At 65.6% G+C, this 26,605-nt stretch carries 26 protein-coding genes and 1 tRNA gene; 18 read left to right on the forward strand and 9 right to left on the reverse strand.

Annotation, left to right across the window (positions count from 1 at the left end):
* Positions 1-75 precede the first annotated feature (75 nt).
* From C8J45_RS15305 to C8J45_RS15335, 7 genes are all read right to left on the reverse strand, one after another.
* On the reverse strand, positions 76-1,191 hold the full coding sequence (locus C8J45_RS15305) for a PepSY domain-containing protein (RefSeq protein WP_107963990.1): 1,116 nt from the start codon (positions 1,189-1,191) through the stop codon (positions 76-78).
* 64 nt (positions 1,192-1,255) lie between these two features.
* Complete coding sequence (locus C8J45_RS15310; protein ID WP_107963991.1) at positions 1,256-1,939, reverse strand: Fe2+-dependent dioxygenase; 684 nt, start codon at positions 1,937-1,939, stop codon at positions 1,256-1,258.
* A 58-nt stretch (positions 1,940-1,997) separates the two neighbouring features.
* The gene (locus C8J45_RS15315) at positions 1,998-4,481 is read right to left on the reverse strand and encodes a TonB-dependent siderophore receptor (RefSeq protein WP_107963992.1); all 2,484 of its coding nucleotides are present in this window, start codon (positions 4,479-4,481) and stop codon (positions 1,998-2,000) included.
* A 72-nt stretch (positions 4,482-4,553) separates the two neighbouring features.
* Entirely contained in the window at positions 4,554-4,811 is a 258-nt protein-coding gene (locus C8J45_RS15320) for a ribbon-helix-helix domain-containing protein (protein WP_107963993.1), read from the reverse strand.
* A gap of 7 nt (positions 4,812-4,818) precedes the next feature.
* On the reverse strand, positions 4,819-6,642 hold the full coding sequence (cobT, locus tag C8J45_RS15325) for a cobaltochelatase subunit CobT (RefSeq protein WP_107963994.1): 1,824 nt from the start codon (positions 6,640-6,642) through the stop codon (positions 4,819-4,821).
* Between the two features lie 4 nt (positions 6,643-6,646).
* Positions 6,647-7,651 (reverse strand): cobaltochelatase subunit CobS, encoded by a 1,005-nt coding sequence (cobS, locus tag C8J45_RS15330; protein ID WP_107963995.1) that lies wholly within the window; start codon positions 7,649-7,651, stop codon positions 6,647-6,649.
* 177 nt (positions 7,652-7,828) lie between these two features.
* The gene (locus tag C8J45_RS15335; RefSeq protein ID WP_107963996.1) at positions 7,829-8,353 is read right to left on the reverse strand and encodes a J domain-containing protein; all 525 of its coding nucleotides are present in this window, start codon (positions 8,351-8,353) and stop codon (positions 7,829-7,831) included.
* Between the two features lie 137 nt (positions 8,354-8,490).
* Between C8J45_RS15335 and C8J45_RS15340 the strand changes: the two genes are divergently transcribed.
* The 6 genes from C8J45_RS15340 (at position 8,491) to C8J45_RS15370 (ending at position 12,744) form a co-directional block, all read left to right on the forward strand.
* Positions 8,491-8,778: a BolA family transcriptional regulator gene (locus C8J45_RS15340; RefSeq protein WP_107963997.1), complete on the forward strand. Its 288-nt coding sequence runs from the start codon at positions 8,491-8,493 to the stop codon at positions 8,776-8,778.
* A complete protein-coding gene (locus tag C8J45_RS15345; RefSeq protein ID WP_107963998.1) occupies positions 8,778-9,485 on the forward strand; it encodes a glutathione S-transferase in 708 nt (235 codons plus the stop codon). The genes C8J45_RS15340 and C8J45_RS15345 overlap by 1 nt, the downstream gene beginning before the upstream one ends.
* Positions 9,486-9,642: 157 nt before the next feature.
* Positions 9,643-10,101, forward strand: coding sequence for an NUDIX hydrolase (locus C8J45_RS15350; protein WP_107963999.1), 459 nt, complete (start codon positions 9,643-9,645; stop codon positions 10,099-10,101).
* Complete coding sequence (locus C8J45_RS15355; RefSeq protein ID WP_107964000.1) at positions 10,091-10,990, forward strand: pirin family protein; 900 nt, start codon at positions 10,091-10,093, stop codon at positions 10,988-10,990. The genes C8J45_RS15350 and C8J45_RS15355 overlap by 11 nt, the downstream gene beginning before the upstream one ends.
* 230 nt (positions 10,991-11,220) lie before the next feature.
* Positions 11,221-12,093, forward strand: a complete 873-nt coding sequence (locus C8J45_RS15365; protein WP_107964002.1) for an alpha/beta fold hydrolase — start codon at positions 11,221-11,223, stop codon at positions 12,091-12,093.
* Positions 12,094-12,264: 171 nt separating this feature from the next.
* Positions 12,265-12,744, forward strand: a complete 480-nt coding sequence (locus C8J45_RS15370) for an RcnB family protein (RefSeq protein WP_107964003.1) — start codon at positions 12,265-12,267, stop codon at positions 12,742-12,744.
* Positions 12,745-12,805: 61 nt separating this feature from the next.
* On the opposite strand, the gene C8J45_RS15375 is transcribed toward C8J45_RS15370, so the two are convergent.
* Positions 12,806-13,906: a DUF2332 domain-containing protein gene (locus C8J45_RS15375; protein WP_107964004.1), complete on the reverse strand. Its 1,101-nt coding sequence runs from the start codon at positions 13,904-13,906 to the stop codon at positions 12,806-12,808.
* Positions 13,907-13,952: 46 nt separating this feature from the next.
* On the opposite strand from C8J45_RS15375, the gene hisG reads away from it, so the two are divergent.
* The 12 genes from hisG (at position 13,953) to C8J45_RS15435 (ending at position 26,012) form a co-directional block, all read left to right on the forward strand.
* A complete protein-coding gene (gene hisG, locus C8J45_RS15380; protein ID WP_258191484.1) occupies positions 13,953-14,621 on the forward strand; it encodes an ATP phosphoribosyltransferase in 669 nt (222 codons plus the stop codon).
* A gap of 130 nt (positions 14,622-14,751) precedes the next feature.
* Positions 14,752-16,047 carry a histidinol dehydrogenase gene (gene hisD / locus C8J45_RS15385; RefSeq protein WP_107964006.1) on the forward strand — a complete coding sequence of 432 codons (1,296 nt, stop codon included), beginning with the start codon at positions 14,752-14,754 and terminating at the stop codon, positions 16,045-16,047.
* Between the two features lie 212 nt (positions 16,048-16,259).
* Positions 16,260-16,715 carry a transcription antitermination factor NusB gene (gene nusB, locus C8J45_RS15390; RefSeq protein ID WP_056488135.1) on the forward strand — a complete coding sequence of 152 codons (456 nt, stop codon included), beginning with the start codon at positions 16,260-16,262 and terminating at the stop codon, positions 16,713-16,715.
* Between the two features lie 114 nt (positions 16,716-16,829).
* Positions 16,830-17,723: a thiamine-phosphate kinase gene (gene thiL, locus C8J45_RS15395; protein WP_107964007.1), complete on the forward strand. Its 894-nt coding sequence runs from the start codon at positions 16,830-16,832 to the stop codon at positions 17,721-17,723.
* A gap of 91 nt (positions 17,724-17,814) precedes the next feature.
* A complete protein-coding gene (locus C8J45_RS15400) occupies positions 17,815-19,971 on the forward strand; it encodes a sodium-translocating pyrophosphatase (RefSeq protein ID WP_107964008.1) in 2,157 nt (718 codons plus the stop codon).
* Positions 19,972-20,216: 245 nt separating this feature from the next.
* The gene (locus C8J45_RS15405; RefSeq protein ID WP_107964009.1) at positions 20,217-22,193 is read left to right on the forward strand and encodes a S9 family peptidase; all 1,977 of its coding nucleotides are present in this window, start codon (positions 20,217-20,219) and stop codon (positions 22,191-22,193) included.
* A gap of 81 nt (positions 22,194-22,274) precedes the next feature.
* Entirely contained in the window at positions 22,275-23,750 is a 1,476-nt protein-coding gene (locus C8J45_RS15410; protein ID WP_107964010.1) for a site-specific DNA-methyltransferase, read from the forward strand.
* A gap of 180 nt (positions 23,751-23,930) precedes the next feature.
* The gene (gene infA, locus C8J45_RS15415) at positions 23,931-24,149 is read left to right on the forward strand and encodes a translation initiation factor IF-1 (protein ID WP_031441079.1); all 219 of its coding nucleotides are present in this window, start codon (positions 23,931-23,933) and stop codon (positions 24,147-24,149) included.
* Between the two features lie 45 nt (positions 24,150-24,194).
* The gene (locus C8J45_RS15420; RefSeq protein WP_107964011.1) at positions 24,195-24,761 is read left to right on the forward strand and encodes a nucleoside triphosphate pyrophosphatase; all 567 of its coding nucleotides are present in this window, start codon (positions 24,195-24,197) and stop codon (positions 24,759-24,761) included.
* Positions 24,754-25,713, forward strand: a complete 960-nt coding sequence (locus tag C8J45_RS15425; protein ID WP_107964012.1) for a ribonuclease — start codon at positions 24,754-24,756, stop codon at positions 25,711-25,713. Before C8J45_RS15420 ends, C8J45_RS15425 begins: the two co-directional genes overlap by 8 nt.
* A complete protein-coding gene (locus C8J45_RS15430; protein WP_107964013.1) occupies positions 25,710-25,883 on the forward strand; it encodes a DNA gyrase inhibitor YacG in 174 nt (57 codons plus the stop codon). Before C8J45_RS15425 ends, C8J45_RS15430 begins: the two co-directional genes overlap by 4 nt.
* A gap of 53 nt (positions 25,884-25,936) precedes the next feature.
* A tRNA-Phe gene (locus C8J45_RS15435) sits at positions 25,937-26,012 on the forward strand.
* An 82-nt stretch (positions 26,013-26,094) separates the two neighbouring features.
* Here the strand turns inward: C8J45_RS15435 and C8J45_RS15440 are convergent.
* Positions 26,095-26,502 carry a site-specific integrase gene (locus tag C8J45_RS15440; protein ID WP_107964014.1) on the reverse strand — a complete coding sequence of 136 codons (408 nt, stop codon included), beginning with the start codon at positions 26,500-26,502 and terminating at the stop codon, positions 26,095-26,097.
* Positions 26,503-26,605 lie beyond the last annotated feature (103 nt).

Consider the following 26,605-nt stretch of genomic DNA (forward strand, 5'->3'; position numbering starts at 1 on the left):
GAATCCTAACCGCCCCTCACCCTCCCGTCGCCAAGAGGCTCCTCCTTCCCTCTCCCCGAAGGGGCGAGGGACGAGTTACGTCCGCCGCGCTGCCAGTTCGGCCTTCCACTTGCGTGCGCGCACCCACATGATCACGCCGGTCACCGCCAGCACCGCGGGCAATATCCCGCCCAGGAAGATGATCACCTGCCACAGCGCACCCATGTCGGTGCCATCGTGGATCCGCCGCATCCACCGCGCCACGCCGCCCTGCGGCCGCGCCGCCGCCGCGGTCGCGCCGCCGGTGTCGTCGGCGATCTTTACTCCGATCGGCGCGCCGCTACCGTAGCCTCTGGCCTGAAACGTCACCGTCCAGTCCGCGCTGAGATCGGTCGGCCACGTGACGCTCCGCAACGGCGCATTGTCGACGATAGCCCGCGCCTTGCCGATCGCCACCGCGAGCGGCTGCGCGGGCGACGCCAGCGGTTTTGCGCGCATCATCGCGTTGCGATCGGGACCGCCTCTCGGCCGCGACGCCTCGCCGGTGAGCTTTCCGAAGACCTGCGGGAACGAGATCCAGGCACCGGTCAGCGACAGCACGAACAACGGCAGGGCGATCCAGAAGCCGAACAGGTGATGCAGGTTGGTCTCGACGTCGCGGTGCCGTCGGAACCGCAACCCGCGCGTCCACTTCCCCACCGTCGGCCACCACAGCCACAGCCCGGTAAAGCACGACACCATCATCGCGACGCCGATCCAGCCGACGATCGAGCGCCCGACGCCGGGCAGTTGCAGACTTCCGTGCAGCACATGGAGGAACCGCACGAGCCCGCCGTTCGAGGGCGACACCTCCAGCACGCGCGCGGTTGGCGGATCGAGATACACTATCGTCCGCTGGGGAGGCCCCGGCCGGGTCGGCGCGCTGACCGAACTGGCCGCGACGATCACCGGACCGCCGTCGTCGGGCATCGTCAAATTCGCGATCCGCTCGCCATGCTTTAACGCAGCGCGCGCCGCCGCGACATAGCTGTCGGGCCCGACCACGGTCCTCCCCGAGACCGCATAGCGCGCCGGATCGACGATCCGGTCGAGCGCGTCATGCCACACCAGCGCCGCGCCGCTGAGCGACAGCGGGATGATCAGGATCGCCAGCACCAGCCCGATCCACTTGTGGACCTGGAACCACGCGCGCCGCATCGCCAGCTTGCTCATTCGCCCATCACTCCGCCCTGTTCGCGCCGGCGTCGCAGGCGGATCGCCGCGCGTCAATCGCGGGTCAGGCGTCGGCCCAGCGGCGCAGCAGGTTGTGGTACACGCCGGTCAGCCGCACGGTCGCCGGATCGCCCTGGCCTTGTGCGGCCGCGACCGCCTGCACGCCCTGGTCGAGATCGAACAGGATCCGCCGCGCGCCGTCGTCACGCACCATAGACTGGAGCCAGAAGAACGACGCGGTACGTAATCCGCGCGTGACCGGCGTCACCCGGTGCAGGCTGGAAGCGGGATACAGCACCATATGCCCGGCGGGCAGCTTGACCGACTGCGGACCGAACTGGTCCTCGATCACCAGTTCGCCGCCGTCGTACGTCGCGGGATCGTCGAGGAAGAGTGTCGCCGACAGATCACTGCGGATGCGGAAATCGGTGCCGCGCTTCATCCGGATCGCGTTGTCGACGTGCAGCCCGAAATCCTGTCCTCCGGCGTAGCGGTTGAACAGCGGCGGGAACACTTTCAGCGGCAGCGCCGCCGCCACGAACAAGGCCGATCGGCCGAGCGCATCGAGGACCATCCCGCCAGCCTCGCGCGCGGCGACCGAGTCCTCGGGGAGTTGCTCGTTGCGCTTGGCGAGCGCGCTCTGTGGCCCCGACGTCGCGTTGCCGTCGATCCACTCGGCCTGATCGATTAGCGCGCGGACACGGGCGACGCCGGCAGCATCGAGGACATCGGGGATCGCGATCAACATGGCATCACTCTAGAATGCGGCGGCGATACCGGCAATCTGCCCGCATCGCCGCCGAGCGTCACATGCTGTAGAACAGCGTCAGCCGCACCGAGCGCGCCTCGCCAGGCGTCGCCCAGCCATTGTTGCGGATGCCGGTGTAGTATTTCTCGTTGGTGAAGTTCTGCACGTTGAGCTGCGCGGTCAGGCCGTTGCCGACGGTGTACGACAGGAACGCGCGATGCGTCAGGTAATCCGCCGAGTGGAATACCGGCGTCACGACCGTCGTCGGTGCGAGCGGGGTGGCCAACGCACTCTGGTTCAACGGGAACGCACCCTGATATGTCAGACCGTACCCAAGCTGTAGACCGAACGGCAGCGTGTAGGTCGCGAACAGGCTGCCCGAATGCTTTGGCGTATTGGCGAGCGCTTGCCCCGCCTGCGTATCGAGGATCGCGGCCGAGTTGCCGCACGCGTTGGTCGTCGTCGTGACCGTACCGACGGTCGTACGGACCGGCCCTGGATTGGCGAGACAGAAGTTTGAAACGCTCTGGATGATCTTCGCCTTCAGATACGTGTAGTTGGCGAAGATCGAGAAGGCGTGCGAGATGCTGCCGCTAGCGCCCAGCGCGATCCCGTCGACGCGCGAACGGCCGTCGTTGACGCCGAGAGTCGTGACGATCGGGTCGTTCGTGGCGACGCGGTAGTTGGTTCGCTCGTTACGGAACACAGCCGCGGTAAGTTGCAGCTTGCGCGAGAACAGGTCCGCCTTCGCGCCGAGTTCGTAGTTCACCGCCTTTTCCGGCTTTACGTCGCATGGGTCCAACTGACCCGCGGGCGCATTGATCAGCGTTCCGCAACCGAGCCGGACGGTCGCCGAGGTCGGCGTGGTGGAGTTGCCGTACGACGCATACAGGCTGACCGTCTCGATCGGCTTGAAGTTGATGCCGCCGCGGTACGAGAACAGGGTCTCGTCGCTCGTCTGGTTCAGGCCGCGCGTATAGGTGCCGAGCGTCGCGTCGGGCACGACCGAAAAGGTATCGGCGCGGAAACGGCCCTTGGCATGCTCGTAGCGCAGGCCGAAATTCACCTCGATCTGCGGGATCACCTTGATCGTGTCGAAGGCGTAGACAGCCGCATTGCTGGTGGTGCCCTGCGACCGGCCGGCCTGGATGAAGTTAAATGCGCCGGTGTAGTCGGTGTTCGGATTGGCGAGGTTGATCGGTGGCTGGGCGACCGTCGCACCGGTCGCGGTACGCAGCGTGTTGCCCGTGACGATGGTGTAATCCTCCTGCGCGAAGGACGCGCCGAGGACCAGCGTGTGCTCAAGCCCGGCGGTATCAAAGACCGAGCGGAGATCGGTCTGGTTGTAGAGAATCTGGTTCTCCTGGTTCCGCACGAAACCGCGCGGGCCACTGGGATAATAGGTGCCTGGAATGTTCTGCGGTCCGGTCGCGCTCGTCGCCGCGCACGTAAGAGGCGTGGTCGCGACGTTCGTCAGCGGTAATGGCTGGAACCCGGTCGACAGACAGAACACACCCTGCGGCGCGCTGGTCAACGAGTCCTGCTGGACGCGCTGCCATCGGCTCAGATTGCGGATCGAGACCTTGTCCGAAAAGCTGTGGCTGACCGTGGCGGTCGCCTGGTCGACGGTGATGTCCTGCTTGTCGAGATTCCGGATACCGTAATAGCCGGAGTTGTCGGCACCCGGCAGCGGCCCGTTGTTCACCGCGTTGCGGAAATACGGCACGCCGTAGACCGGAACGTTCTCGTCCTCCTGATGCAGATATTGCAACGTCAAGCTGGTCGGCCCTTCGACACCGACGATCAGCGACGGCGCGACGGCCCAGCGCTTGTTATACTCGACGTCGCGGCCCGGAATGTCGTTCTTGTGCGCGACTGCGTTGAGGCGGACCGCGACCAGATCGCTGACCCGGACGTTCGAATCGATCGTCGTGCGATAATAATCGTCGCTGCCGACGCCGCCAGATACCACCGTCAGCGTCTCCGCCTGCGGGCGCTTGGTCACGAGATTGATCGTGCCGCCGACCGATCCGCCGCCGCCGAACACGCTGTTCGCGCCGTTATAGACCTCGACCTGTTGCAGGTTGAACGTCTCGCTGCGGCTATACTGTGCGCTGTCGCGGACGCCGTCAATCGTGATGTCGTTGTTGGCCGAATAGCCACGCAGGTTGATGCTGTCGCCGTAGCCGCCGCCGCCTTCGCCCGCGCCGAAGGTGATGCCGGGGATCGTCTGCAACACGTCGCGCAGGGTCAGCAAATTCTGCTTGCGGATCGTCTGGTCGCCGATGATCGTCACGGTCTGCGTGGTGTCGAGCAGGCTGCGCGTTGCCTTCGGGCTCTCCAGCGTGGTCGCGGGCGCGTTCTTGCCGTTGACGACGATCTCGTCGCGCTCGAGCTGCTTGTCCTGATCGTCCGTCGCGTGAAGCTTGGCCGCTTCGGCAGGGCGATCGGCGGCATGGGCCGGCGCGCTGGCGATGAATCCAACGCACGAAAGCGCCAGAAATGCAGGCGCGGCGGATGAGCGCGACGAGAAACCGGACATGCGAAACCCCTTGATAGTTGGGGGCTCGCTATTGAGAGTCGTTCGCACTGTCAACGCTATTGCGACTGGTTATCACATATTGTTACTGAAGAGCCATGTTCTCAACGCGCTAGCGAGGTTGGGGGGATCGTCCGCGACGATACGAATCGCGTCGATCTCGGCAACGAGCGCGGATAGCGGCAGCCCGTGGCGCACCGCGTCGGCTTCCAGCGCCTGCCAGAATACGGGCTCTAGGCTGATCGAGGTCTGGTGGCCGGCAATCGTGATCGATCGTTTTACCGGGCCGTGAAACCCGTCCGATGGCGCGACGATCCCCGGCCCCTCGCTCAAGCCGTGATCACTCGGTGTCGAACAGCGAGGCCAGCTGTTCGATGATCGTCCCGCCGAGCTGCTCGACGTCCATGATCGTCACGGCGCGCGCGTAATAACGGGTGACGTCGTGACCGATGCCGATCGCGACCAGTTCGACCGGCGACTTGCTCTCGATCCAGCCGATCACCTGGCGCAGATGGCGTTCGAGATACGAACCCGAGTTTACGCTGAGCGTCGAATCGTCGACCGGCGCGCCGTCGCTGATCACCATCAGGATGCGACGTTCCTCGGGCCGTGCGACCAGACGCGCATGCGCCCACATCAGCGCCTCGCCGTCGATATTCTCCTTCAGCAACCCCTCGCGCATCATCAGGCCGAGCGAGTTGCGCGCGCGCCGCCACGGCTCGTCGGCACGCTTGTAGACGATGTGGCGGATGTCGTTGAGGCGACCCGGCTGCGGCGGACGCCCGGCGGCGAGCCACGTCTCGCGGCTTTGCCCGCCCTTCCAGGCGCGCGTCGTGAAGCCGAGGATCTCCGTCTTCACGCCGCATCGTTCCAGCGTGCGCGCGAGGATATCCGCGCTGATTGCCGCGATCGAGATCGGGCGGCCACGCATCGAGCCGGAATTGTCGATCAGCAGCGTCACGACGGTGTCGCGGAAGTCGGTCTCGCGCTCGGCCTTGTAACTCAGCGACAGCGTCGGGTTGACGATCACGCGCGCGAGGCGCGCCGCGTCGAGGATGCCCTCCTCCTGGTCGAAATCCCACGAGCGCGACTGCTGCGCCATCAGGCGGCGCTGCAAGCGGTTGGCGAGCTTCGACACGGTCGATTGCAGGTGCACGAGCTGCTGGTCGAGATAGCCGCGCAGGCGCGCGAGTTCGTCGGCGTCGCACAGCTCGGTAGCAGCGATCACTTCGTCGAATTGCGTCGTCCACGGCTTGTAGTCGAACGCGCCGCCCATGTCCGCGAAGGGACGGTTCGGGCGGACCGGCTGCATGCCTTCCTCGCCATCGTCGCCCGGCTCGCCGTCGATGTCGTCCATCGACTCGTCGCTCTGCTCCTGGCCGTCGCTTTCCTCGCTCTGCTGCTCGGACTGTTCGCCACGTGCCTCGACTTCGCCCTGCCCGTCCTCGCCCTGGTCGTCGCCTTCGTCGCCCTCGTCCTGCTGCTGTTCGTCGGTGCCCTCGTCCTCGGAGCCGCCTTCGTCGCTCTCTTCTGGGACCTGATCGCCTTCGACCAGTTCCAACTCTTGCAACATCTTCCGCGCGAGACCCTGGAACGCCTTCTGGTCGTCGAGCGCGTAGGCCAGCGCGGCGAGATCGGTCTTGCTCTCGATCCACTCGCGGACCAGCGCGAGGCCGGGCGCGGCAATCGCGGGCGATTCCTGCCCGGTCAGCCGCTCGCGCACCATCAAACCGAGGGCAGTCGACAACGGTACTTCGTCACGATTGCGCGCGCGTGTGATCGGGTCGGCGCGCAGACGTACATCGAGCGCGCGGTCGAGGTTCTCGGTGATGCCCGCATAGCCACGCGAGCCGAGCGCCTCGACTCGTGCAGTCTCGACGGAATCGAACACCGCACGCGCCACCGCCTCGATCGGCGCCGCACGATTATGCAGTGCAATGTCGTGATGCTTCAACCGTAGCGCGAAGCCGTCCGCGAACCCACGCGCCTCCGCGACCTGCTCCAGCGGCAGAGCGCGAGCGGGCATCGGCACCTTGATGTGCTTGCCGCTCTGCGTCGGTGCGTCCGCGGTGAAGGCGAGTTCGACCTCCGGCTCCTCCGAAATCGCGCGCACAGTGCCGGCAAGAACCGCCTTGAAGCGATCGAGAGGGGTTTCGTTGGCCAAAGGCTTACGCCTTACCCACCACGCTCTCGGGGAGGTCCTTGCCGAACACGCGCTGGTAATATTCGGCGACCAGTGGCCGCTCCGCCTCGTCGCACTTGTTGAGGAACGACAGGCGGAACGCGAAGCCGACGTCGCCGAAGATCAGCGCGTTCTGGGCCCAGGTGATCACGGTGCGCGGGCTCATCACGGTCGAGATGTCGCCGTTGACGAAGCCCTTGCGCGTCATGTCGGCGACGCGGACCATGTTCTCGACGGTCTTCTTGCCCTCGGGCTTGTCGTATTCACCGGACTTGGCGAGCACGATCTGCGCCTCGACCTTGGCGGGCAGATAGTTGAGCGTGACGACGATGTTCCAGCGGTCCATCTGACCCTGATTGATCTGCTGCGTGCCGTGGTACAGCCCGCTCGTGTCGCCGAGGCCGACCGTGTTGGCGGTCGCGAACAGGCGGAACCACGGGTTCGGGCGGATCACGCGGTTCTGATCGAGCAGCGTCAGCTTGCCCTCGGTCTCCAGCACGCGCTGGATTACGAACATCACGTCCGGGCGGCCGGCGTCATATTCGTCGAACACGAGCGCGGTCGGGGTCTGCAACGCCCAGGGCAGCAGGCCTTCGCGGAACTCGGTGATCTGCTGGCCGTCCTTCAGGACGATCGCGTCGCGCCCGATCAGGTCGATGCGGCTGATATGCGCATCGAGGTTGATACGGATGCACGGCCATTTGAGTCGCGCCGCGACCTGCTCGATATGCGTCGACTTGCCGGTGCCGTGATAGCCCTGGACCATCACGCGACGGTTATGTGCGAAGCCGGCCAGCACGGCGAGCGTGGTGTCGGCATCGAAGACGTACGCCGGATCGAGATCGGGGACGCGCTCGTCGGCTTCGGAGAAGGCCGGCACTTCCATGTCGGAATCGATCCCGAACATCTCGCGCACCTTCACCATGCGGTCGGGTGCGTCGAGGATCGTGGTCTCGCGGCTGTCTGGCAGGGTATTCGGGATATCGGTCATGTTGGCCTCGTGTTCCCGGTAGCTCTAGGCCAAGCGCGGGCAGTTACTCAACCGCCGCTGTACGATTGGTCGGGCGATTGACCGGAAGAGTTAGACGAACCGCTCGCCAGCCGTGCGGTTCCGGCGGGGGCGTCGTGAAATATCGATCAGAGTAAGTATGGATCAATTCCCGCTCCGTCAGGCGAACGCGGTCGCGCCCTTCAGGTGCTGGTACGCCGCGATCACCTTTTGCAATTCCGCCTCGTGCGCACGGTCGCCGCCGTTGCGATCGGGGTGATAGCGGCGGACGAGTTCGCTGTAGCGTTTGCGGAGTGCCGTCCGATCGGTGTCCGTGCCTAGCCCCAACACGCGCAACGAGCGCCGTTCGCCGTCGGACAGCACGCGGCCATCCTTGCGCCCCGCCGCCATCCGCTCGCCGAAGCGTGCACCGATCGCATCGATCGGGTCGGCGAAGTCCGCCCATTTCGGCGGGGTGTCGCCGCCGCCGTGCGCGAATGCCCGCGTCTCGCGTTCCCAGCCCGCCAACGGGCGCTGCGCATAATGGATCTCGTCCGCGGTCATACCGTCGAAGAAATTATACCCCGAATTGAACGCGCGGACATGCTCGAGGCAGAACCAGCGGAACTGCGGCGGTCCGCCGTCGCTCGGCCCCTCCAGTGGTGGCGCACGGAATTCGCCGGGCTCCTCGCAGTCGCGCCACATGCAGACACGACCCGTCCCTTCCACGCGGCCGTGAAACCGTGGGCTGGGGCGTTCTTTCCGCTCTTTTCGCCCATCGTTTGTGTATCCGTCGTCCGCCACCGGCTCCCCGCGCTTCCAAAACGGGCTATATAGGGAGCATGACAGACCTCGCCACCGGCTCCGTACAGGACCAGATCACCGCCCGCCTTACCGCGACACTCGCCCCGACGCAGCTGACCGTCGTCAACGAGAGCGGGCTTCACGCCGGCCATATGGGGGACGACGGCACCGGCGAGACGCATTTCCGCGTCGAGGTAGAAACTCCGCAGTTCGAAGGCCTTAATCGCGTCTCGCGCCAGCGGCTCGTGAACCAGGCGCTCGCCGAACTGTTGAGCACGAAGATTCACGCGCTCGCCATCAAGGCGCGCGCGCCTGGGGAGATTTGATGGCGTACAAGCTCTGGTACTGGCCCTCCCTCCAAGGACGCGGCGAGTTCGTCCGCCTCGCGCTCGAAGGCGCCGAGATCGCGTATGAGGATTGCGCGCGTGGCGTAGGCGAAGAAGGTTTGCTTGCCGATCTGAACGACCGCACCGGACCGACACCGTTCGCGCCGCCGTATCTGGAGCTCGACGGTCTGGTGATCGCGCAGGTCGCCAATATCCTGATGTATCTCGGCGAGCGCCACGGCCTCGCGCCGTCGAACATGGCGGACCGGCTGTGGCTCAACCAGCTCCAACTGACGATCGCCGACCTCGTCGCGGAGGTCCACAACGTCCATCATCCGGTCGCGATGATGGACTATTACGACGATCAGAAGCCCGAGGCGGCGCGGGCTGCCAAGCAGTTCCGCGAGGCGCGGATGCCGAAGTATCTCGGCCATTTCGAGGATGCAGCGCAGGCGAATGCGGGTGACTGGCTGATCGATCACAAATGGACCTACGCCGATACGTCTCTGTTTCAGGTGATCGAGGGGCTGCGGTACATGTTCCCGAAGCGGATGAAGACGCTCGAACCCGACTATCCGAATTTGGTTCGCATCCATGATCAGGTCGCGGAACTGCCGGGCATCAAGGCGTATCTGAAAAGCGACCGCCGCCTCGCCTTCAACACCGACGGCATCTTCCGCGCCTATCCCGAGCTGGATGCCGAATGAGGCTTGGCAGTGTTCTAACACTCAGCACCTCGCCAACCAACACCTCCCCGGCGAAGGCCGGGGTGCAGTTGGGGGTCAGGGGTAACGACGGGCTGCCCGCCACCATATCGGCCTTTCCAACTGGGCCCCGGCCTTCGCCGGGTTGGTGCACCTGGCTATGAGGACCCCACGCCCAGCCGCGCGCATCCTCCTTGTCGACGGCCAGGATCGCGTATTGATGTTCCGCTTCACGCCGACCGATCGCCCGCCGCTCTGGTGCACGCCGGGCGGCGCAGTCGATCCGGGCGAGAGCTACGCCGCCGCCGCTCGCCGCGAACTGTGGGAAGAAGTCGGCCTCGACATCGACTGCGGTCCCGAAGTCGCACGCCGCGTCGTCGACTTCCGGACCTTCGAAGGCACAGAGGTCACCGCGGACGAACGCTATTTCCGGATCGACATCGACACCTGCGACGTGAAGGCGGGCAATCTCACCGAACAGGAGAAGCAACTGCTCGTCGGTCACCGCTGGTTTTCCCGAAACGACATCGCGGGCTTCCACGAAACGCTCTATCCAGCAGACCTGGTCGAACTGCTCGACGCCACGGAACCTGCCAAGGGATCACGCCATGCTCGATGATTTCGTCCTCCAGACCATCCTGCCGTCGACGCACGATCTCGGCGGCTTCAAGGTTCACCGCACGCTGCCGAACAAGGCGCGGACGATGGTCGGCCCGTTCCTGTTCTTCGACCAGATGGGCCCCGCGCATCTCGAAATCGGGCAAGGCATCGACGTGCGCCCGCATCCGCATATCAACCTGTCGACCGTGACGTATCTGTTCGACGGCGCGATCGACCACCGCGATTCGCTCGGCACGCAGGCGCGGATCGAGCCGGGCGCGGTGAACCTGATGACGGCGGGCCACGGCATCGTCCATTCAGAGCGCTCGCCCGGCGACGAGCGTGCCGAAGGGCCGAACCTGTCGGGTATCCAGACCTGGCTGGCGATGCCCGAGGCGGTCGAGGAGATTGACCCGGCGTTCGAGCACGTCACCAAGGCACAGTTGCCGACGATCGAGGCGCACGGCGCTCGCTCGCGGATCATCATGGGGAGCCTGTGGGGCGAGACCGCGCCGACCACGACCTATTCGGGGACGATCTACGCCGACATCGCGCTCGATCCGGGCGCGAGCGTGCCGATCGACGCGGCCGCCGAGGAGCGCGCGATCTACCTCGCAATGGGCGAGGCGACGCTGGAAGGCGTGAAGCTGGAGCCGCAAGTGCTGTACGTCCTGCGCCCCGGCATCTCAGCGACGCTGCGGTCGGCGCATGGCGGCCGTGCAATGCTATGCGGCGGCGATGCGTTCACGACGCCGCGCCACGTCTGGTGGAACTTCGTCAGCTCGAACCGCGATCGTATCGAGCAGGCGAAGCGGGACTGGAATGCGGGCAATTTCCCCAAGGTACCCGGCGACGAAAAGGAATGGATCGAGATCCCGGCGATCCCGAAGACGGTCAGCTATCCGTAACTCTTCCCCTCCCGCATGCGGGAGGGGGTAGGGGGTGGGCACGCGCTATCAACGCCCACTCCGTTTGAAACTGGCCGGGAGCCCGCCCCCCGACCCTCCCCCAAGCGGGAGGGGAGCAGAAGACGTAATCTCCCCTCCCGCTTGCGGGAGGGGTCGGGGGAGGGCATGTTCCAAGGGCAGCGCGACGGGCAGGCCCTCCCCTGACCCCTCCCGCGAGCGGGAGGGGAATCATGACATTGCAACGCATTGCGTTATCCACGGGCGTCGAACTCGACGTCGCGATCAGCGGCGACCCGGCGAGCCCGCCTGTCATCCTGCTCCACGGCTTCCCCGAATCGCATCGGACCTGGCGCGACATCACCCCAGATCTCGCCCGCGATCACTATGTCGTTGCGCCCGATCAACGCGGCTTCGCGCGCTCGTCAAAACCCGAGGGCGTCGACAGCTACACCCCCGACAAGATCGTCGCCGACCTGATCGCACTCGCAGACCACCTCGACATCGACCGCTTCACGCTGGTCGGCCACGACTGGGGCGGCGCGGTCGCCTGGATGGCCGCGCTGCGCCACCCCGAGCGCATCGCGAAGCTCGTCATCATCAACGCCCCCCACCCGCTCGTCTTCCAGCGCACCATGTTCGACGACCTCGAACAGCGCGCCGCCAGCCAGTATATCCGTGCGTTCCGCAACCCTGATCTCGAAAAGCACATCGCCGCGATTGGCCTCGAAACCTTCTTCGACACCAGTTTCTCGAAGCACGCCGATCTCGCCGCGATGGCCGAGGACAAGGCCGCCTATCTCGACGAATGGGGCCAGCCCGGCGCGATCACCGCGATGCTCAACTGGTACCGTGCCAGCGCGATCGTCGTGCCCGCCATGGACGAAACCCCGCCCCGCCCCGCCTTTCTCGATGCACCGTTTCCGCCGACCGCGATGCCAGTGCTGGTGATCTGGGGAATGAAGGACAGCGCATTGCTGCCGAGCCAGCTCGACCTCGCCGCCTATGTTCCCGACCTCACGATCGAGAAGATCGACGCGGGGCATTTTGTGCCGTGGCAAAAGCCCGATGCGGTGATCGCCGCCATGCGCCGCTGGGGGATCTGAGCGAGCGAAGAGGTGTGACGGCACTCTCCACGTTCCGTCGTCCTGACGACGGCGCGGGAATATTACGCGCACCTGTCTAAATCCTGACCACCGCATTCGGAAAGCGTTCAGCGGCCGGGGAGCAAAACCCTGTTTATGCCGTTGTTTCGGCGTCGATATAGGAGAGCAGTCATGCGTAAGATCATCCTCGCGGCCGTTGCCGCCGCCACCCTCGCCCCCACCATCGCAACCGCGCAGAGCTACGGTGAAGCGCGCCGCAGCCAGCGCGAAGTCCTCGAAAGCCGGCGCGACCTGAACGACGCGCGTCGCTATGGCGATCGCCGAGACGTCCGCGAAGCCCGCCAGGAACTCCGCGAAGACCGCCGCGAGGCCCGCGAGGACTGGCGCGATTATCGTCGCACGCACGGTGATATCTATCGCCGCCCCGCCTATGTCGGCCCGCGCGGCTATCGCTATCGCCCGGTAACCGTCGGCTACCGCTTCGCGCCTAACTATTACGGCCGCCAATACTGGATCAACGACTATCAGACCTATCGCCTGTCGCGCCCGGCCTACGGGTATCAGCGCTGGGTCCGCTATGGCCGCGACGTCGTCCTGGTCGACACGCGCTCGGGCCGCGTCGTGCAGGTGAACAACGGCTTCTTCTACTAAGACCGTCTACCAAGTTTGGGCGGCCCGGGAGCGATCCCGGGCCGCCCTCGTATCTGGCGCCTCAGTCCTTCTCGTAGGCGCCACGTCGCATGACGTAGTCGCGCGTCTCGTAGGGGGCGGCGAGGCCCTCGACCCAGGCGCCATGCGCATGCGTCAGCGCGACCAGTTCCATCGACCGCTCGCCCGGCCATCCGCGTACGCGGACCTCGTGGCGGTGCAGGTCGCGGTTCGGCTCCATCATGACCCAGCCGAGCGGTCGCTCCACCGTCGCGCGCGCGCCCGCTGCGTCCATTGCAACCCGGATCCGCTCGCGGGAGGTCGCCGGCAGATACTGCCACACCACCGAATGCATCAGCACGCGCGTAACGCCGTCCGGCTGCGGCTCGGCCAATCGCGCCTCGACCCAGTCGGCGGCATCGCCTTCGACCAGATCGACGCCGCCGTCACGCACCATCGCGATCGCCGCCGCAAGCCGCGCCTGCCGCTCGACCGCATCGACCCAGACATACGCCGCCAACCGCGTCCCCGCCGCCGGTTCGGACAGGTCGAGCGGGTGGATATCGACACCGCGTGCCGACTCGATCTCGACAGGCATGTCGGGCGGCGTTTCACCCCGCCATTCGGGGCGGATCGTCACCGGCGAACCGGCCGGCCCGACCATCACGCCGCCGAGATCGAACCGATAGCGGTCGATCAGCAGGTTCAGCCCGGCGCTCGATCCGATCTCCAGCACCTCGAACTTGGCGCCGTAGCGCGTCGCCAGATGAAGCAGCCCGGTCATCAGCCCCGCCGACCGCCCGGCTTCGTTGGTCTGCGGCGGACCATCGAGCCACGGCAGCACCGCCGAATCATGGGTGATGAGCGTCGCCTTCAACGTCGCGACGACGCGCCTCGGGTCAGTCTCTGCACCCGAAAATACGGCTGAGAGCGCCGGATCGACGTCCGCCCGGTGCAACGCGTGCAAGCCTCCGACCAATCGCAACGCCAGCGCGTCGGCGACCGGCTCGCCAGACCAGTCGAGTGTCCGCCGCCCTGTCTCGCTGTCGCGATCGATCGACTCCGCCAATGCGGTACAGATCAGCGCGGTGATAGGCGCGTCCATCGCGGCACAATAGCCCGCCTGGATATCGAACGCCGCGCGGTTTGCCGTTTCATTTGCCATGTGCAGGTTGTTGCACCCGCCCAGCCCCACCCGTAAAGCCCGGCGCGTGCCAGATTCTCATATCATTATCGCCGTCCCCAAGGGACGCATCCTCTCCGAGGCCCTGCCGTTGCTCGCGCGCGCCGGGGTGCATCCCGAAGCGTCGTTCTCGGACGAAAACTCGCGTGCGTTGCGCTTTGCGACCAACGATCCGGCGATCTCGCTGATCCGGGTGCGCGCGTTCGACGTCGCCACGTTCGTTGCTCACGGGGCGGCGCAACTCGGCATCGTCGGGTCGGACGTGATCGCCGAGTTCGGCTATTCGGAACTCTACGCGCCGGTCGACCTCGGCATCGGGCATTGCCGGCTGTCGGTCGCCGAGCCGGCCGAGATGGCGGCGCAGGACGATCCGCGCGGCTGGAGCCACGTCCGCGTGGCGACGAAATACCCGCATGTGACGGCGGCGCATTTCGCATCGCGAGGCGTGCAGGCGGAATGCGTGAAGCTCAACGGTGCCATGGAGTTGGCGCCGACGCTGGGGTTGGCGCCGCGGATCGTCGATCTGGTGTCGTCGGGGCGCACGCTGCTGGAAAACGGCTTGGTCGAGGTCGAGACGATCATGGAAGTCACCAGCCGCCTTGTCGTCAACCGCGCTGCGATGAAGACGCGAAGCCGGGTCGTGCCGTTGGTGGAAGCGTTCCGTCGCGCCGTCGAAGCGCAGGAGATCGCAGCATGACCGCTCTCTTCTGCCCCCCTTCCCGCGAGCGGGAAGGGGGCGGGGGTTGGGCTCGCGCCATCCTCCGGCGTAACGCCAGCGGTGAGCGCGTGCCCACCCCCAACCCCTCCCGCATGCGGGAGGGGGGCAAGTGATCCGCCTTTCCACATCCGACGCGGACTTCGCGACGCGCTTCACGGCGCTCGTCGAAGACCGCCGCGAAACCGACGCCGGCGTCACGCAGGACGTCGCCGCAATCATCGCCTCGGTACGCCGCGACGGTGAGACCGCGCTCCGCGACCTCACGCAGAAGCACGACCGCCACGACCTCGAAGTCACGGGCTGGCAGATCGACGCCGCCGATTGCAAGGCCGCGTTCGAGGCGCTCGACCCGGACCTGCGCACCGCACTCGAACTCGCCGCGACCCGCATCCGCGCGTATCATGAGAAGCAGCGCCCGCTTGACAGCGACTCGGTCGACTCGGCAGGCGTGAGGCTCGGCGCGCGCTGGCTCCCCGTTGACGCCGCTGGCATCTACGTCCCCGGTGGGCGCGCTGCCTACCCCTCGTCGCTGCTGATGAACGCGATCCCCGCCAAGGTTGCGGGCGTTGGCCGTCTTGCGATGGTCACGCCGACCCCGGACGGTCAGATCAACCCGCTGGTCCTCGCCGCCGCACATCTCGCGGGCGTCGATGAAGTCTGGCGAGTCGGTGGCGCGCAGGCTGTCGCAGCGCTCGCGTACGGCGCAGGCCGGATCGAGCCGGTCGACGTGATTACCGGCCCCGGCAACGCCTGGGTCGCCGAGGCCAAGCGCCAGGTCTACGGCGTCGTCGGCATCGACATGGTCGCGGGGCCAAGCGAGATCGTCGTCGTCGCGGACGCGCTCAACGACCCCGAATGGACCGCCGCCGACCTGCTCAGCCAGGCCGAGCACGACGTGACCACGCAGTCGATCCTGTTCACCGACGATGCGGCGTTCGCCGACAAGGTGGCGGACGCGGTCGACCGCCAGTTGCGCGAGCTTGCCACCGAAGCGGTCGCGCGCGTCGCGTGGGACACCAACGGCGCGATCGTCGTCGTCGACACGCTGGCGGATGCGATCCCGCTGGTTGACCGCCTCGCCGCGGAGCATCTCCAGCTGGCGATCCCCGACCCGCAAGGCTTCTTCGACCGCATCCGCCATGCAGGTTCGGTCTTCCTCGGCCGCTACACTCCAGAGGCGATCGGCGATTACGTCGCCGGGCCGAACCACGTCCTCCCCACCGGCCGCCGTGCGCGGTTTGCGTCGGGGCTGTCCGTGCTCGACTTTATGAAGCGCACCAGCTTCCTGGCGTTGGACGAAGCTGCGCTGCGCGAACTCGGGCCAGCCACGGTCGCGCTGGCCAATGCCGAAGGGCTCCCCGCGCACGCAAAATCAGTGGCTTTGCGGTTGCGGCTCAACAGTTAGATTGTTCGCGCAGAGGCGCAGAGAGCGCGGAGGTGTTGCGCGCGGCGTAGCCGCTACGATCTCCTCATTGAACGGTGATGGGAGGGCCGCTCCGCGGCGAGCGATACACCTCCGCGCTCTCTGCGCCTCTGCGCGAACCATTCTTCCTCACCACCGCGCGCGAAACGCAAAGGGCTGACACACAGCCCCCCCGCGCCTACAGGCAACCGCTTATGACTCGAACCGCCCCCCGCACCAAGGCGCGTGCCGCCGCTCGCCTCGCCGCCGTCCAGGCGACCTACCAACACGAGATGGAGGGCACCGCGATGCCCGTCCTGCTCAACGAATTCCACCAGCACCGCCTCGGCGCGACGATCGAAGACGTCGAATATGCCGAGGCCGACGTCGATTTCTTCGACGACCTGGTGACCGGTGCGAACGCCCGCGCCGGCGAGATCGACGTGCTGATCGAGGGCAAGCTCGCCAAGGGCTGGACGCTTGCGCGGCTCGACAAGCCGATGAAGGCGATCATCCGCGTCGGCACGTACGAGCTGCTGGCGCGCAAGGACGTGCCGGTCGCCGCGGTGATCAGCGAATATGTCGACGTCGCGCATGCGTTCTACGACAAGCGCGAGTCGGGGTTCGTGAACGGGTTGCTCGATGGTATCGCCAAGGAAGTGCGGGCCTGACGAACTCCCTCTCCCCTCCGGGGAGAGGATCGGGGTGAGGGGCTGTACCGGGCGATGCGCTGTGTGGCAGCCCCTCACCCCAGCCCTCTTCCCGGAGAGGAGAGGGAGCAGAGAGTGAACGAAGCCGAGTTTATTGCCGCTCTCCGCCGGCTCCCGCTGCACCCGGCGGCGCGTGGCCTCAACGACGATACCGCGCTGCTCGACGCAGGCCCGCTCGTCGTCACCACTGACACGCTCGTCGAAGGCGTGCACTTTCTCCAGACCGACCCCGCGCAGGACGTCGCGTTGAAGCTGGTCGCGACCAACCTTTCCGATCTGGCCGCCAAGGGCGCTAGACCCGAAGGCATCCTCCTCAACTACCCGCTTGGCGACGATGCTTGGGATCACGCGTTTCTCGAAGGGCTCGCGGAAGTCCTGACGGCCTTTGGCACGCGCATCATCGGCGGCGACACCGTGACGCTTCCACCGAATGCGCCGCGGGTCCTGACGGTCACCGCGTTCGGCAGCGACGCCGCCGCCCCTGCCCGCAACGGCGCACGGGTAGGTGACGCGCTCTACGTCACCGGCACAATCGGCGATGCCGGTGCGGGGCTAGCCATCGCACTCGGTGCACAAGGCCCAGCGGAACTGCTCGCCGCATACCGGCGCCCGCAGCCACGGCTCGGCGACGGCCGCATCCTCGGTCCCCAGGTCCATGCTATGATGGACGTCTCCGACGGGCTGCTCATCGACGCGTCCCGCATGGCGCTCGCCAGTGGCCTCGCCGTCAGCATCGACCTCTCGCGCATTCCCCTCTCCGACGCCTATCGCACCTTCTCCGGCGACCGGATCGCCGCAGCCACCGCGGGAGACGACTACCAACTCCTTTTTGCTGCACCGCAAGATTTCGTTACCGACGCCACTCTGATCGGCGCGTTTTCAGCCGGCTCGGGACTTACCCTTCACGACTCCGGCAAACCCGTCCCGCTCCCGCCAAGTCTAGGCTACGAACACAAACCTAGAGGATAACTTGCGCAATACCCCTGCACTGGTAGGTTCCTTACATCGGGACTCGGCAAATCCGGGACCGGAGAGGACCTGACAAGAGGGATATTGCCGTATGACGACCGTCTATTTGGCCATGATCGGCGGCGTCATCGCCGTCCTATATGGTTTCGCCACCAGTCGACAGGTGCTCGCCGCGTCCCCCGGCAACGCAAAGATGCAGGACATCGCCGCCGCCATTCAGGAAGGCGCCAAGGCCTATCTCGGGCGGCAATACACCACGATCGCGATCGTCGGAGTCATCGTCGCGGCGATTCTGCTCTTCACGCTCGGCTATCTCTCGACGATCGGCTTCGTCATCGGTGCGGTGCTCTCGGGTGTCGCGGGCTATGTCGGGATGAACATCTCGGTCCGTGCCAACGTCCGCACCGCGGAGGCCGCGCGGACCTCGCTGCAGGCTGGCCTGACGCTGGCGTTCCGATCGGGTGCGGTCACCGGCATGCTCGTGGCGGGTCTCGGCCTGCTCGCGATCAGCGCGTTCTTCTGGTATTTGACCGGACCCGCAGGCCACGCGCCCAACGACCGGATCATCGTCGAGGCGCTGACCGCACTCGCGTTCGGCGCCTCGCTGATCTCGATCTTCGCGCGATTGGGCGGCGGCATCTTCACCAAGGCGGCGGACGTTGGCGCGGATCTGGTCGGCAAGGTCGAGGCAGTTATCCCGGAGGACGACCCCCGCAACCCCGCCGTAATCGCGGACAATGTCGGCGATAACGTCGGCGACTGCGCGGGCATGGCCGCCGATCTGTTCGAGACGTACGTCGTCACGCTGGGTGTCACGATGATCTCGATCGCGCTGCTGATCCAGGCGAGCGGCGCAGAACTGATGCGGCTGATGACTCTCCCGCTGCTTGTCGGCGGCGTGTGCATCGTCACCTCGATCATCGGCACGTACATGGTCCGGCTCGGTGGCGGCAGCATCATGGGGGCGCTGTACAAGGGGTTCTTCACCTCGACGATCCTGTCGATCCCGGCGATCTACCTCGCCACGCAGTATGTGCTCGGCGACCTTCACCGCGTGATCGGCGGCGCAGGCTTCCTCGATCCCGCGAGCGACGATCTCACCACGCAAGCCGCCCCCTCGCTGACGCAGAGCTTCACCGGCATGGACCTGTTCTGGTCGATGATGATCGGCCTCGTCGTGACCGGGCTGATCGTTTGGATCACCGAATACTACACCGGCACCAACCACCGCCCGGTCCAGTCGATCGCGAAGGCATCCGAGACCGGCCACGGTACCAACGTCATCCAGGGCCTCGCGATCAGCCTCGAATCCACCGCGCTGCCGACGCTGGTCATCGTCGTCGCGGTGATCGTCGCGTATCAGCTGGCCGGGATCATCGGCATTGCGTTTGCGGCAACGGCGATGCTCGCGCAGGCCGGCATGGTCGTCGCGCTCGACGCCTACGGCCCGGTCACCGACAACGCAGGCGGGATCGCCGAGATGGCCGGGCTGCCCGACGACGTCCGGCAGAGGACCGATGCGCTCGACGCGGTCGGTAACACCACCAAGGCGGTTACCAAGGGCTATGCGATCGGCTCTGCCGGACTCGCGGCGCTGGTGCTGTTCGGCGCCTACACTACCGATCTTGCTACGTACTTCCCTGACGTCACGGTCGATTTCAGCCTCAGCAACCCGTACGTCATCGTGGGCCTGTTGCTTGGCGCACTGCTCCCGTATCTGTTCGGCGCGTTCGGAATGACCGCGGTGGGTCGCGCAGCCGGCGCCGTCGTCGAGGAAGTCCGCGAGCAGTTCCGCAACAACCCGGGCATCATGCTCGGCACCAGCCGCCCCGACTACGCACGGACGGTTGATCTCGTCACCAAGGCGGCGATCCGCGAGATGATCGTGCCCTCGCTGCTGCCCGTCCTCTCACCGCTCGCCGTATATTTCATCATCACCGCAGTCGCGGGCCAGGCCGCCGGCTTCGCCTCGCTCGGCGCGATGTTGCTGGGCGTGATCGTCTCCGGGCTGTTCGTCGCGATCTCGATGACGAGCGGTGGCGGCGCGTGGGACAACGCCAAGAAATGCATCGAGGACGGCCATCACGGCGGCAAGGGGTCCGAGGCGCACAAGGCCGCTATCACAGGTGACACCGTCGGCGATCCCTACAAGGACACGGCCGGCCCTGCGGTGAACCCGATGATCAAGATTACTAACATCGTCGCGCTGCTGTTGCTCGCGGCACTCGCCGGCGGCGGAGTGGGGTGATCTGATTAGAGTCGCCGAGCGGCCAAGTTACCCTGGCCGCTCGGCGATCCATTCACTGCCCGGTTCTTCAATATTTGCCATCCATTCCCGCACGACAACACGGCTGTGCGCCGCGTGCGCAATTTCCGCTCGGTCCGATCGACTTCGGCGCTGCGCCGATCCGCTGCATCCCCCTCTTGTTCAGGCTACCGAACGCGATACTCTGTGCCCACGGTCGTTGGGGAATGGCTTGGGGGAGACTATCAATGACGTGGCGTATGGGTCTGCTGGCTGGTGCAATGATACCGGCGATCGCGGCGGCACAGACCGCGCCACCGCCCGCCGCCACGCCGAAGGCCACCGCTACCGTCTCGACCCCGGTACCGGTCGAAACCTTCGCCAAACTGCCCGGCATCGCCAATCCGAAGCTGTCGCCCGACGGCACGCGCATCGCGGCGAAGATGGCGATCGACGGCGTCCAGGTGCTGGTCGTCGCGCCGCTGTTTCCCGGTGGCAAGCTCGCCGCGATCAAGGTCGGGGCGACGGTCGACATCAATTGGTGGCGCTGGGTCGGTGACGACTGGCTCGCGGTCGGCGTCGGTTCGCAGGACATGCTGTACGGCGAAGAGATCTACATCACGCGCACACTGGGCGTCAAAGCCGACATGACCAAGGTCAACCGGATCGACTGGACGCATTCGGGTGTCCGCGCGGACGAAATCCTGTGGACGGCGCGCGACGGGACGCCGCGTGTCCTTCTGTCGCGCCAGACCGGGATCGAAAGCGAAAGCCAATGGTATCCCTCAGTCTCTGAGGTGGATCTCTCGACCGGCAAGACCAAGACCGTCGCTGGCAGCCAGACGAACGTCTTCGACTGGTATGCCGATGGCGCAGGCGTCGTCCGGATGGGCTATCGCTACGACGACGATACCCGAAAGAGCTCGCTTCTGTACCGCAGCGCCAATCGCGATCCGTTCAAGATCATCGCATCTGCCCGCGGCAAGCAGGATATCGTCATTCCGGTGACGTTCCGCGCCGACGGCACGGCCATCGCCACGGACGATTCCGGCGGTCGCGACGAGGTGTTCGAGGTATCGCTACCCGACCTGAAGCTCGGCAAGAAGCTGTACGGCGCGGATGGCTACGACGTCGATGGCGTGATCGAGAATGCGACCGGCGACGACATCGACGGTATCACCGTCACCGATCGCTTCGGCCATATTGTCTGGCTGAACCCCAAGCTGAAGGAAATCCAGGACGCGGTCGACAAGGCGGTCGGAGAGCGGCGCGCGCGCATCGTGTCGTGGGATCGCACCCGGTCGAAATTCCTGGTGCAGGTCGGCTCGCCGTCCCAGGCGGGGGCGCTGTATTTCTACGATCCCGCGAACGGATCAATGCAGCGCTATTCCTGGCAGAACGACGTGCTGAAGGCGCGAACATTGTCGCCGGTATCGACGATCCGGTACAAGGCGCGTGATGGCGTAGAGATCGAGGCATTGCTGACCTTGCCGCGTGGGCACAGCCCCAGGAACCTGCCGCTGATCGTGTTGCCGCACGGCGGCCCGTTCGCGCGCGATTCGGAAGATTGGGACTGGTGGACGCAGTATCTGGCGGAGACGGGCTATGCCGTCGTCCAGCCCAATTACCGCGGCTCGTCTGGCTACGGGACCAGTTTCGCCAAGCTCGGCGAGGGGCAATGGGGCCTGAAGATGCAGGACGATCTCGACGATGCGATTACGCATCTGGCTAAACAAGGCATCGCCGATCCGAAGCGCGTGTGCATGGCCGGCGCGTCCTATGGCGGCTATGCAGCGATGCGCGCGGCGCAGCGGAACGGCACCGGCGATGCGGCGCCCTATCGGTGCGCGATCTCCTATGCCGGCGTGTCCGATCTGCAGGCGATGCAGCGCTACGATGGCAAGTTCCTGTACGGAAAGACGCGCGGCGACTGGCTGAAGAAGCAGGCGCCCGACTATCGCAGCGTTTCGCCGCGCTATGGTGCGCAGACCTTCTCGATCCCGATCCTGATGCTGCACGGCAAGGAGGACAAGCGCGTGCCCGTGAAGCAATCGAGGATGATGGCAGCGGCGCTGAAGGAGGCGGGCAAGCCGTACGAGTATATCGAACAACCGCTCGGCGATCATCATTTCACGCGCGGTGAGGACCGGCTCGAATTCCTGAAGGCGATGGGTACGTTCCTGGCAAAGTATAATCCTGCATGGCTCACGGATACAGCGCGTTAAAACTCCAGTTTGGAGCATACCCGCAGACCGTGGATGCATCTCGCTTGGACGAACGCTCGTTTGTGCCCGCATCCTCCACTGATGCGCAACAGGCCCGAGAATCATCTTTTCTATGGCGACAACCTCGCCGTGCTGCGCAAGGAGATCACCGACGAGAGCGTCGACCTGATCTACCTCGACCCGCCGTTCAATTCGAACGCCAACTACGGCATCCTTTTCAAGGAGCCCGACGGCAAATCCTCCAGCGCGCAGATCGAGGCGTTCGAGGATACCTGGCATTGGAACGAGACTGCGGAGGACGCCTTCGATCAGGTTGCCCGCAGCGGCAATACCAAGGCGTTCGACCTGTTGAACGCAATGCGCGGGTTTCTCGGCGACAATGACATGATGGCGTACCTGGCGATGATGGCGGTCCGCCTGCTCGAACTGCACCGCGTCTTGAAGCCGACCGGCAGCCTGTATCTCCACTGCGATCCGACCGCGAGTCATTACCTGATGCTGCTGCTAGACGCGATCTTCGGCAAGCGGCATTTCCAGAACGAGATCGTCTGGAGCTATCGCCGTTGGCCATCGGTCTCGCACCGGTTCCAGCGGATGCACGATTGCCTGCTGTTCTACACCAAGAGCGAAAGCGGCAATCTGTTCAACACGCTCACCGTGCCGCCGTCGGCAAGTTCGCTGAAACGGTGGATGGGATCAATGCAGAAAGTCACGTTCACGGCCGACGGCATGCGCAACCCGACCCGGGAATCGGGCACCTCGCTGGGTGTCGCCATGAGCGACGTCTGGGAAATACCGATCATCGCCCCCGTCTCGAAGGAACGGCTCGGCTACCCTACGCAAAAGCCGGTGGCGCTGCTCGAGCGCATCATCGCCGCCTCGTCGAACGAAGGCGACGTCGTGCTCGATCCGTTCTGCGGGTGCGGCACTGCGGTGCATGCCGCGGAGAAACTCAAGCGGCAATGGATCGGCATCGACGTCACGCATCTTGCCATCTCGCTGATCGAGAAGCGGATGAAGGATGCGTTTCCCGCCGTCACCTTCACCGTCGAAGGCACCCCGAAGGACCTCGCCTCCGCCTATAACCTCGCGCTACGCGACAAATACCAGTTCCAGTGGTGGGCGGTGTCGATGGTCGATGCGCTGCCGTTCGGCGGCAGGAAAAAGGGTGCGGACGGTGGCATCGACGGACTGATCTATTTCAACGATCATGACCCGGCATCGGGCAAGATGGTGACGCACCGCGCAATCGTATCGGTCAAGGGTGGGCTTAATCCGGACACCGCGATGGTCGAGACGCTCGCCGCGACGATCGCGCGCGAGAAGGCACCGATCGGCATCCTCATCATGAACGCCAAACCGACGCGCGAGATGGAGCGCCGTGCCGCCGCGGTCGGCATCTACCGTGCCGGCGTCGACGAGACGTTTCCCAAACTCCAGATCCTGACGCTTGCCGATCTGTTCCAGGGCAAACGCCCGCGCATCCCCAACGTCGACCACGCCGCGTTCCGGCGCGCGGCACGCGAGGCCAACGCGTTTCAGCCGAGCCTGCTGTGACATTCCGCGTCCGTCGTCCTCGACCGGTGCTCTTGTCCAACGCCGCTCGATGGCCGATATAGGGATCAAGCAAGCGGGTTCGGGCATCACGCCCGTATCCGCTTTCGGCCGCGCTTTCCTTTTTCGCGAACCTGCGGTAAGGGCGCTCGTCCCGAAATTCCCCCAATTCAGAGATTATATTTGGCCAAGGAAGAACTGCTCGAGATGCGCGGCCGCGTGGTGGAACTCCTCCCCAACGCGATGTTCCGGGTTCAGCTCGAAAACGACCACGAGATTCTCGGTCACACCGCCGGCAAGATGCGCAAGAACCGCATCCGCGTGCTGGTCGGCGACGAGGTGCTGTGCGAACTCACGCCGTACGATCTGACCAAGGGTCGCATCACCTACCGCTTCAAATAAGCCCGTGGGTGCCTAGGCGCCTGCCGCTTCTATAACGAGGCACCAATGCTGGTCCTGGCCTCTTCCTCGCCCCGCCGCCGCGATCTGCTCGCACGGCTCGGCGTCGTGCCGTCGCGCGTGGAATCCCCCGACATCGACGAAAGCCCGCGCAATGCCGAGCCGCCGCGCGCGTATGCACTGCGGCTCGCAGTGGAAAAGGCCAGCGCTGTTGCACGCGCCGAGGGCGAGATCGTGCTTGCTGGCGACACCACGATCGCGCTTGGCAGCCGCATCCTGCCACCCGCCGACACTTTGGAAATCCAGCGCGATCTGCTCGGCAAGCTGTCGGGCCGTCGCCACCATTGCCTGTCCGCGGTCTGCGTGATCGACGCGACCGGCAAGGTGCGCTCGCGGATCGCCGACACGATCGTCGCGTTCAAGCCGCTCTCCCCCGCCGAGATCGACGATTATCTCGCGTGCGGCGAAGGGCTGGGCAAGGCTGGCGGCTACGCGATCCAGGGCCGCGCAGAGGCGTTCGTCCGCTTCCTGTCGGGCAGCCATTCGGGCGTTGTCGGCCTGCCCCTGTTCGAAACGCGCGCGCTGTTGAAGACCGCAGGCGTCGCGCTTGCCTGATACGGGGCCTGCATGGCTTTACGAAGCCGGCATCGGCGAAGCGCGGGCCGCGCTGGTGGACGACGACCAGATAATCGAAGCTGCGATCGAACTCGATACCGAGGCATTGAAGGTCGGCCTCGTCGGCTGCGCGAGGCTCGTCGAACTGCTGCCGGGCCGCCGCGGTCGCGTTACGCTCGACGGCGGCGAGGCGCTGATCAACCACCTCCTCCCCGGCATCACGCAGGGCGCCAGCCTCACCGTCGAGATCGTCCGAGAAGCCCTCCCCGAAGCGGGCCGTGCGAAGCTCGCCAAGGCCGTCCCCAGCGACCTGCCGCCCTGCCCTGCCCCGACACTGTACGAGCGCCTGATGGCGACCGGACTGCCCGTCCGCAGCCCGCGCGCCCACGAACCCGACGCACTGGAGGCGGCGGGCTGGTCCGAACTCCTCGACGAGGCGGTGAGCGGCGAGATCGTGTTCCCGCTCGGCGCGCTCCGCCTTTCGCCGACGCCGGCGATGACGCTGTTCGATGTCGACGGCGCGCCGCCACTCGATACGCTCGCAGTCGCCGCCGCACATGCCGTGGCGCGGGTGATACGCCGACATGGCATCGGCGGCTCGATCGGGATCGATTTTCCGACGATCGCCGGCAAGGTGCAGCGCAACGCCGTCGCCGCGGCGATCGACGAGTCCCTGCCGCAACCGTTCGAGCGCACCGCGATGAACGGCTTCGGTTTTCTGCAGATCGTCCGGCCAAGGCCCCGCGGGTCGATCCCCGAGATCCTCCGCGCCGATCCGGTCGGCGCCGCGACCCGCGCGGCGCTCCGGACGCTCGAACGCACGCCGCCGACCGCCTCGCGTCGCCACACCCTACCCGCAGCCGTCCATGCACGTCTGATGACGCGCCCGGATTGGCTCGCGGAACTCGCGCGCCGTACGGGCGTCGTTCACGAACTGGAGAGCGCCCGATGACAACCGTCAAATGCCCGATCTGCGACCAGCCCGCGGTGCCCGAATACAAGCCGTTCTGCTCGAGCCGCCACCGCGACCGCGACCTGTTGCAGTGGCTTGGCGAGGGCTATCGCATTCCCGGCCGATCAATTGCGCAAACGGGGCTGGACAGCGCCGAAGACCCCGACTAAACGCGCCCTTCCGATCGCAAGGTCGGACGCTTCTCCGGTCCCAGACCGGACGTGCCCGGATAGCTCAGTTGGTAGAGCATGCGACTGAAAATCGCAGTGTCGGCGGTTCGACCCCGTCTCCGGGCACCATTTTTCCGTTTAATTACAACGATTAATCGCGAACGTCGTGAGAGCGATTCTGGCCTGGTGTAATTTCAGTGTAATTGCGCCTCTAACCCGACGCCGCTCCCAATTTTGAACCTGTCACACCGAATCCCAAATGGTTGACTGCGTTATCGACGTGCAGACCATCGACGTGAGCGTAACGTAGAACCATCGATATCGTTTTATGCCCGCTCACTCGTTGAACCGTCGGCAAATCAACCCCGGCTTTGACCAGTCTTGTGATAGCCGTGTGGCGCATGACATGCGGCGTGATTGCCTTCGGGTCGAGCCCCGCTTTCTCAACGGCGCGCGCAAAGGCTTTACGAAACGTGTGACGATATCCGGTCTTACTGCCCGGCCCACCTTTAAACACGTACCCGGTAGATACCTTCTGGGTCTCCATTATCCCCTCTAGCACCGCTGCAAGCTCTACAGGGACCGGCTGCTCGCGCTCGCCAGCCTTTGCCTCTGGAATGTAGAAACGTGGCGCGCGACAATTACGATGAGCGCAAGCGCGTCAATTAGGATGAGCGGTGACGTAGGGATGTCCGGCGGTGGGAGGGCGTAGCCCGAGCACC

It is taken from the genome of Sphingomonas sp. PP-CE-3G-477 (assembly GCF_003050745.1).
Classification (GTDB): Bacteria; Pseudomonadota; Alphaproteobacteria; order Sphingomonadales; family Sphingomonadaceae; genus Sphingomonas.